Source organism: Frankia sp. CcCS3 (genome assembly GCF_977927575.1).
Window position 1 is genome coordinate 1 of sequence record NZ_CDWRCL010000220.1, and the last position, 6,981, is coordinate 6,981.

The 6,981-nt window shown below is 69.4% G+C and carries 7 protein-coding genes and 2 pseudogenes; 4 read left to right on the plus strand and 5 right to left on the minus strand.

All coding sequences use genetic code 11. The features are described 5' to 3' along the window. Window positions 1-690 precede the first annotated feature (690 nt). Window positions 691-1,311 (plus strand): hypothetical protein, encoded by a 621-nt coding sequence (locus AC08OQ_RS16245; RefSeq protein ID WP_476601782.1) that lies wholly within the window; start codon window positions 691-693, stop codon window positions 1,309-1,311. Between the two features lie 354 nt (window positions 1,312-1,665). On the opposite strand, the gene AC08OQ_RS16250 is transcribed toward AC08OQ_RS16245, so the two are convergent. Together AC08OQ_RS16250 and AC08OQ_RS16255 are read right to left on the minus strand one after the other, a co-directional pair. Beyond that, the gene (locus tag AC08OQ_RS16250) at window positions 1,666-1,896 is read right to left on the minus strand and encodes a hypothetical protein (protein ID WP_476605618.1); all 231 of its coding nucleotides are present in this window, start codon (window positions 1,894-1,896) and stop codon (window positions 1,666-1,668) included. Window positions 1,897-2,021: 125 nt separating this feature from the next. Continuing rightward, complete coding sequence (locus AC08OQ_RS16255) at window positions 2,022-2,486, minus strand: molybdopterin-dependent oxidoreductase (RefSeq protein ID WP_476601784.1); 465 nt, start codon at window positions 2,484-2,486, stop codon at window positions 2,022-2,024. Window positions 2,487-2,729: 243 nt separating this feature from the next. Here AC08OQ_RS16255 and AC08OQ_RS16260 point away from each other — a divergent pair, with 243 nt between their 5' ends. After that, complete coding sequence (locus tag AC08OQ_RS16260) at window positions 2,730-3,296, plus strand: YceI family protein (RefSeq protein ID WP_476592751.1); 567 nt, start codon at window positions 2,730-2,732, stop codon at window positions 3,294-3,296. Between the two features lie 150 nt (window positions 3,297-3,446). Here AC08OQ_RS16260 and AC08OQ_RS16265 read toward each other — a convergent pair whose 3' ends face one another. Beyond that, window positions 3,447-3,803 carry a winged helix-turn-helix transcriptional regulator gene (locus tag AC08OQ_RS16265; RefSeq protein WP_476605617.1) on the minus strand — a complete coding sequence of 119 codons (357 nt, stop codon included), beginning with the start codon at window positions 3,801-3,803 and terminating at the stop codon, window positions 3,447-3,449. 296 nt (window positions 3,804-4,099) lie between these two features. Between AC08OQ_RS16265 and AC08OQ_RS16270 the strand changes: the two genes are divergently transcribed. Together AC08OQ_RS16270 and AC08OQ_RS16275 are read left to right on the plus strand one after the other, a co-directional pair. Further along, window positions 4,100-5,263: a DUF2142 domain-containing protein gene (locus AC08OQ_RS16270; protein ID WP_476601786.1), complete on the plus strand. Its 1,164-nt coding sequence runs from the start codon at window positions 4,100-4,102 to the stop codon at window positions 5,261-5,263. After that, window positions 5,203-6,066, plus strand: coding sequence for a DUF2142 domain-containing protein (locus tag AC08OQ_RS16275; RefSeq protein WP_476601787.1), 864 nt, complete (start codon window positions 5,203-5,205; stop codon window positions 6,064-6,066). Before AC08OQ_RS16270 ends, AC08OQ_RS16275 begins: the two co-directional genes overlap by 61 nt. Here the strand turns inward: AC08OQ_RS16275 and AC08OQ_RS16280 are convergent. Then, window positions 6,030-6,329: pseudogene (locus AC08OQ_RS16280) on the minus strand (ABC transporter substrate-binding protein); the annotation flags it as partial. The gene AC08OQ_RS16275 and the pseudogene AC08OQ_RS16280 overlap by 37 nt on opposite strands. Then, window positions 6,256-6,963 (minus strand): annotated as a pseudogene (locus tag AC08OQ_RS16285) (ABC transporter substrate-binding protein); the annotation flags it as partial. The pseudogenes AC08OQ_RS16285 and AC08OQ_RS16280, both read right to left, overlap by 74 nt. Between the last annotated feature and the right edge of the window lie 18 nt (window positions 6,964-6,981).

Sequence of the window (6,981 nt, forward strand, 5' to 3'; positions counted from 1 at the left end):
ACACGAGGCATGCCACATCAGGTCACAGCAGGCCACGCCGAACCAACATTACGCACAGTTACCAAACTGGCTGGGGTCTCACGCCCACCCCGGTTAACTTCGAAGACCCATCAATGTAGGTGGCCTGGTCAGATATCCATCGCTTGATGGGCAGCACCGTCGGCACCGGGAGCACGCTCCCGACACCGACAGTCGTAGTGTGATCACACCAAAAAGACGGATGCACCGGCGAAGGTGATTTCCGGCACGGGCCGCTGGCCCTGAGGGGACGTAATGAAGTAACAAATACGTGATCGAGAGCATCATCGCAGGTCACAGGCCTGTGGAGGGTTCGAAACGCGCAAGTTATTTCATTTCGACTCCTGAACGCGTGCGTCGCCCGCGAAGGACCGGTTATAGGCAGTCGATCCCCGGAAAGGGTCGCCGTGGCGACACCCGCGCCCACCGCCGAGGGATGCCGGGAGAAAGCGCTCCGGTGGCTGCTAGCATGCTCCACATTGGCTTCGGGAAAATCACGGCGTCTATGCCCCTTGGGGGAAATCCACGGTGCCGGCGATGAGATCGGTCACGATTGCCCCCGATCCGACCTCCGCCGGCTCCCCCGGGATGTTGGACACCGCCCCAAAACCGCGGAGCAGACGCAGCAGAACGAGCTGATCGGGCCGGCCGCCCGGCTGGCGATCTGGGTGTTTGAACGCGCTGCGCAGCCTGTTGGCCGTACTTTTCATCGCGACGGTCATGTGCTTCTACTCCCTTGCCCCGGTGGCCCCGGTGGCCCCGGACCGCGCGGCCGAATACCTCGCGGCAAGCCTGCGGTTCGGCGTCTTCTACGCCTCAATCGCCGTCTTCGCGGCATTCTTCTTCGATCGCCGCCACCTCGAACACGTCTTCTGGCGGATGTCACTGGGCTGCGTGTGGATCGCTCTGGCCGGCTATGCCGTCGCCGCCGTCCTACCGGCGCCGGTGTGGGTAGACTCCGGCGCCGGCGGCACGCCCCGGCTGCGCGGGCTGCTGGCCGAGCCCTCGTCCTGGGCCCCGGTCATCTCCATGCTGATCCTGCTGGCGGTCCGGCGCAGGTCGTGGCGAAACCTGGCACTCGTCGTCCTCGCCGGTCTGCTGACCAAATCACCCACGGTCCTGCTCACCGCCTCTATCAGCCTGGCCTTCTGTTATCTCAACGGGGTTCGAGCGGTGGCTGCCCGGGGCCGCCGGACGATCGTCCTCGCCCCCGGCCGGCTACCTGACCAGCAACAACGGCCTGACGGTCGCGTTCGGCCGGCTCGTCGCCGGACTCGGCGCGCTGGGCAATGACACAGCACCCGCCACCGCCAACGGCCGTTACACGAGCGCGCGGATCGTCATGGCCGAGGCCCGGCAGAACGGTCATCCGAACATCGGCTACGGCCCGAACTCGAACTCCGTCTATCTCGCCAAGAAATACGGTGACGGCCGGAACTACGCGGCCAACTCCCTCTACGTGGCCTGGCTGTTCGATTTCGGTCGGATCGGCGCGTGCGCTCTTCTGGCAGCGGTCTTCCTGATCCTGCTGCGGCTGGCCGGACGGCCGGCATCGGCCGCCCTCTTCATACCCTTCCTGGTCGCTTCCCTCATCAACTCCGCACAGGGTTTCGAACTTTTCAAGTTCACCTTCGTCTCCATCCTGCTCTACCTGTTCGGCTGGGAGCGCCGTATCCTCCCGGCAACCGCCGTCAAGAACCCGGTCTCGCACGACGCAGACCAGCAGACCAGCCGTCGGGACACACCCTGCGCCGGGGTTTCGAGTGGGCGCACGAGGTCGACGTGGGTGCCGTCGGCGATACCGAGCTCGTCGGGGTCGTCCGGGTGGACGAACACGACGCGCCGGCCGCGGCGCACCCCGCGGTACCGGTCGTCCATGCCGTAGATCGTCGTGTTGTACTGGTCGTGGGGACGGACAGCCTGCAGCAGCAGGTGTCCCGGCGGGACCCGCAGCACCTCGCAGGTGTTGACCGTCAGCGCCTGGAACAACGCCGGGTCCCCGTTCACCCGGATCTGCAGGAACTGATCCGCCAGGGTCGTGCCCCGCCCGAGCAGGCTGGAGCGATCCCGATCGTCGCCGACAGCGCCGCCCCCGACGACTCGTGACACATGTTCGAACAGTCCGGCAGGTTGTTCGTCCCCACCATCCGCGCGAACAGCTGCCAGACGAACGCCGCCTCGTTACTCGTCCGACCCGATGTGTAGAACACCGCCTCATCCGGACTGTCCAGCGCGTTCAGCTCCCCCGCGATGATCCCGAATGCCTCGTCCCAGCCGATCGGCGCGTGCCGGTCTGCACCCGGCGCCTTGAACATCGGCTCGATGATCCGACCCCGGCTCCCCAGCCAGCGCCTGGACCGACCCGCGAGATCCGCCAGCGGATGCGCGGCGAAGAACTCCCGGCCCACCCGGGCCCGCGTCGCCTCCTCCGCCACCGCCTTCGCGCCGTTTTCACAGAACTCCGCCACCGACCGCTCCCCCACCGGCGGCTCCGGCCACGCGCACCCCGGCCGCTGCCTCGAAAGCCTCACTCCGCCTACGCGGCATGACTGACACCCCCATGAGGACCGGCACCAGCACCAGCATTGAACCGGCAGCGGTCCAGGACCCCACTACCCCTTGTCTTTCGTTAGCTACTAATGTTTTGTAGGGGTACCGTTGCAGCCGCAACGGCCACCGCCCCATCCGTCGATCATCGACCTGGAGGTCCCATGACCGCGCCATCCCCGTCCGACATCGCTCCGCTGCCCCTGGCCGCCGGTACCTGGACGCTCGACCCCGCGCACTCGGGCGTGAACTTCCAGGTCCGCCATCTCGGCGTCACCAACGTCCGCGGGCGCTTCGACACGTTCTCCGCGACGCTGTCGGTCGGCGACACCCTGGAGTCGGTGTCCGTCGGCGCCGAGATCGACCTGGCCTCGATCAACACCAACCAGCCCGACCGGGACGCGCACCTGCGTTCCGCCGACTTCTTCGACCTCGCGTCCCACCCGTCCATCACGTTCACCTCGACGTCCGTCACGGGCAGCGACGAGGAGTACGAACTCGCCGGCGATCTTTCGATCAACGGAGTGACCAGACCCGTCACCCTGGCGGTCGAGTTCTACGGGGTCGACACTCACCCCGTAGACGGCCGCGTCCGGTCCGGCTTCGCCGCGACGACGGAGATCCGCCGCGGCGACTATGGCATCACCTTCAACCTGCCGCTCGGTGCCGGCAGGCTCGCCCTCTCCGACAAGGTCAAGATCGAGCTCGACCTGCAGTTCATCGCCCCCTGATCAACCCGGCTCCCCAACCGGTCCCGCGCCGTCGCGAGCCCGCGCCCCGAGATCATCCGGGCTCGCGACGGACCGTGGGCACCTCCACCGGCCCGACAAGTACCAGCCCGGCGGGTACCGGCCCGGCAAGCCCCGGTCAGCAAGCCCCGGTCAAGGAGTCCTGGGAAACGGCGGCTCCCCGCGCGCGACGAGATACTCCTGCGCCCATACCTCCAGCTCGTGCAGCGCCGTCCGCAGCCCCTCGCCCCGCGGGGTGAGCCGATAACGCGTTGCCACCGGCGGCCCCTCGAGAACCTCACGCTCCACGAGGCCGGCCTGGACGAGTTCGGTGAGACGGCCCGACAGCATCCGCTCGCTCACCCCCGGCACCAGCTTCGCTATCTCGGAGAACCTCGCCGGGCCGGCCATCAGCGTACTGATGATCAGACCGCTCCACCGCTTCCCCAGCAGCGCGAAGACCGGAGTCAGCGCCTGACAGCTCACACCGTCCTCCGGCCTCGCAACCATCCGGTCATAGTAGATGCCCGACGCATCATGGGTGCCCCGACGCATCGCAGGTCACGACGCAGGACAGGCCCCCATGTGGGACCAACTCAGGCTGTCACACCCACCCGGACGACCCGGCGGGGATCGGGAGCGTAGGCCGGCGTGCCGGTGAAGCCCAACCGGCGGGTCCTGGTGGCGACCCGCGGAAGACCGGCCCGGTCCCGCCAATCCGCCAATCATGCAGTGGAGTTAGATAGGCGCGACAGGATGCGATGGGGTGAGGGAACCATCGGGCGTCGGGGCGCGGCAGGGGAGTCATGGCCGGTGTACCGGAGTGCCGTTCGACGACGGACACTCCCGGCAGTGCCGCGCCTCACCGGAGTGGCCGGCGGGGCTGGCCGGGTCGGCTGGGCCGAAGTGGTCGGCGGGGCCGGCTGCGTGGCACGGCCGGCCGGTCCCCGGGTGCGTCCCGGCTACCTCCCCGGCTTCTCGTCGCGGGGTTCCTCCTGCTCGTCGCCGCCTGGGTCGGCACCAACCCGCCGGGGTTCGGCCCCGACGAGCCCGCCCACTTCGTGAAGGCGGTCGGCGCGGGCACCGGGCAATGGACGGGAACACCCGGCCGGCTGGCACATCCGTCGTTCGGCAACGGACCGGGCCGCACCGAACGGATCGACTGGATCAATCGCAACAGCCGCGTCTTCGCCCTGCCCGCCGGGCTCAACCCCGGCGCGGCGGGGTTCCCCTGCGACCTCTTCCGCGACTGGCTGTCCGTCGCGTGCCTCGACCGTCCGCACTCCCGGCCGGCGGCGACGCGGGCCCTCAGTTACGTGGGCACCTATGAGCCCTATCTCTACGCGGTCGAGGGTGCCGTGATGACCCGCACGCACACGGCGGACGGCGCGCTCTACGCCGGGCGGGCGACCTCGGCTGCCATCGTGGTGACACTGTTGGCGATCATCATCTTCGCCTCCTGGGATTCCCGCGCCGGACTGCTCTCGGTCGGCGGCGTGCTGCTGGCGGTCTCGCCGATGGCGTTGTTCCTGGGTTCCGTCCTCGGCACGAACGGGATGGAGATCGCGGGCGCGACCGCGTTGTTCACCCTGGCGCTGCGGCTCGGTCGACCGGGCGCGCCGCCGAGGTGGATCTGGCCCGTCCTCGGCCTCGTCGCCGCGCTGGTGGCGTTGTCCCGGCCGTCCGGCCCCCTGTGGGTGCTGCTCACCCCGGTGATCGCCGTCGGTCTCGCGGCCCCCGCGCGCGGGCGCGGGCCGTCGATGCGGTACCCGCCGTCGAGCAGCCCTGGCCAGTCGAGCAGCCCCGGCCAGCAGAAGAGACCCGGCCAGCAGAAGGGACCCGGCCAGCGGAGGGGACCCGGCGGCACCGGCTGGTCGGGTGGCTCTCGGTTCCGTGGGTCGCCCTCTCCGTGGCCGGGGTCGTCGCGACCGCGGCCTGGGAGAAGCGCGTGCAGCCGCACCCGGGGATAAGCCGTGAGCTCGCGGAACAGGGGCTGCGGCAGCTGTCGTCCGACGCGCCCGCCTGGGCACGGCAGTGGGTCGGGGTGTTCGGCTGGGCGAGCCTGCGGATGCCCTCGTTCGCCTACTGGACATGGGGCGCGTGCCTGCTCGGCGCGGCGTTCGTCGTGGGAACCTGGCGGCAGCAGGTCCGCCTCGGCGCGGTGCTGATCGGCGTGGTGGCGGTGGCGGTGGCGCTCGACGTGCTGGTCCTGCGGCAGACGCGCTTCCCGGTTTACGGGCGGTACCTGCTGCCGATCGCGGTGCTGGTGCCCTTGGCGGCCGGGGAGATCCTGACCCGGCGGGCCGCGCGCATCCCCGCGGCCCTGCGCCGGGCGGGGCCCGCCGTCGCCGTCATGGCGGTGGTCGCGGTGCATACCGTCGGCCTGTGGACAGACTGGCACCGCAGCGCCGTGGGCATCTATGGACCGGCCTGGTTCCTGGGCTCGTCGCAGTGGAATCCTCCGGGTGGCTGGGTCCCCTGGATGGCCCTGGCGGGAGCCGGTGCCTGCTGCCTGCTCGCCGCCGCCGCGGCGGCGGCCGGGCCGCGGCGTTCGCCCGCATCGCCCGGCGGCGGGGACGCGTCAGATCAGGGCCCGGCCGGCCCGGGTCACGAGGCGGCCCGACCGGCCATGATTTCCTTGCCACACAGGTTCTCCGCCACGACGCCGAAGGCCGTACCGGCATTGTTGACCTGGACGAAGGCCAGGCAGGTGCTCTGCCGGCCCAGACTGTTCCTGAGGTCGATCGGCTGGATCAGGCCGCCGGCATCGTAGTTCGTCACCGACCGCAGTCCGTCGACGAAACCCTGCCGGGTGGGGCAGTCCCCGGCCTCCTCCAGACCGCGCAGGAACAGGTCGGTGTTGATGTAGGCCATCATCGTGATCTCCTGCTCCGGGTCCTCCCGCTGGGGGGGCGTAGCGCCGCATCGCGTCGATGTAGCTCGTGATGGGAGGGCCGCCGGCCTCGAAGGGCCGGTGGAAAACCGGGACCGTGACGCCGGCAACGGCGGCGCCCGCATCACGCAGCAGTCGGCCATCGTAGCCGCTGGCGGCAAGGATCACCGTGGGATTCCCACCGGCGGCGCGGATCGCGTTCAGCACGGCGGGGAGTTCATGGGCGTCGACCACGGTGAGGAGGGTATCGGCGCGAGCCGCGACGATCCGTTGGGCGATCGCCGCCGGGCTGTCGGCGTTCGCCGTGTAGCTCACCTCGTCGACGACCGGGATGCCGACTGACTGCACGCTCTGCACGATCTTGCTTCCGGTGTCCGCGATCCCGGCCGACAGGGCGGTCCTGAGCAGAACGGCCCTGGTTCCCCCACGTGACTGGACGAGCCTGCCGTATGTGTCGATGGCGGATCCGGTGATGTAGAACGACGAGAACATGTTCCGGTACTTCGACCAGACTTCCTCAGCCGCCACGCCGGCCACCGGAATATTCTGCTCGGCGAGGTACGACGCGCTGCCACTCGCCGCCAGGGTGAACTCAAGGAGGCCGAAGACCTTCCTCTCCTCGACCAGTTCCCGCACGCCGATGGCATTCGCCTCGGCGGTTCCCTGATCGTCTCGCCAATCGTACACGATTTTCCGGCCGTGTACCCCGCCACGCTCGTTGGCCAGCCCGATCCGGGCGTCGAGGCCGGCTCGCGCGGCGGAGAAGGGCACGAGCACCCCCGAGTCGGGGTAAAG

What these genes read in the sequence shown, in the direction of transcription:
- AC08OQ_RS16270 (WP_476601786.1), top strand. Translation starts at nt 4,100, where the DNA reads ATGGCCGGTGTACCGGAGTGCCGTTCGACGACGGACACTCCCGGCAGT.
- AC08OQ_RS16260 (WP_476592751.1), top strand. Translation starts at nt 2,730, where the DNA reads ATGACCGCGCCATCCCCGTCCGACATCGCTCCGCTGCCCCTGGCCGCC.
- AC08OQ_RS16250 (WP_476605618.1), bottom strand. Translation starts at nt 1,896, where the DNA reads ATGGACGACCGGTACCGCGGGGTGCGCCGCGGCCGGCGCGTCGTGTTC.
- AC08OQ_RS16265 (WP_476605617.1), bottom strand. Translation starts at nt 3,803, where the DNA reads ATGGTTGCGAGGCCGGAGGACGGTGTGAGCTGTCAGGCGCTGACTCCG.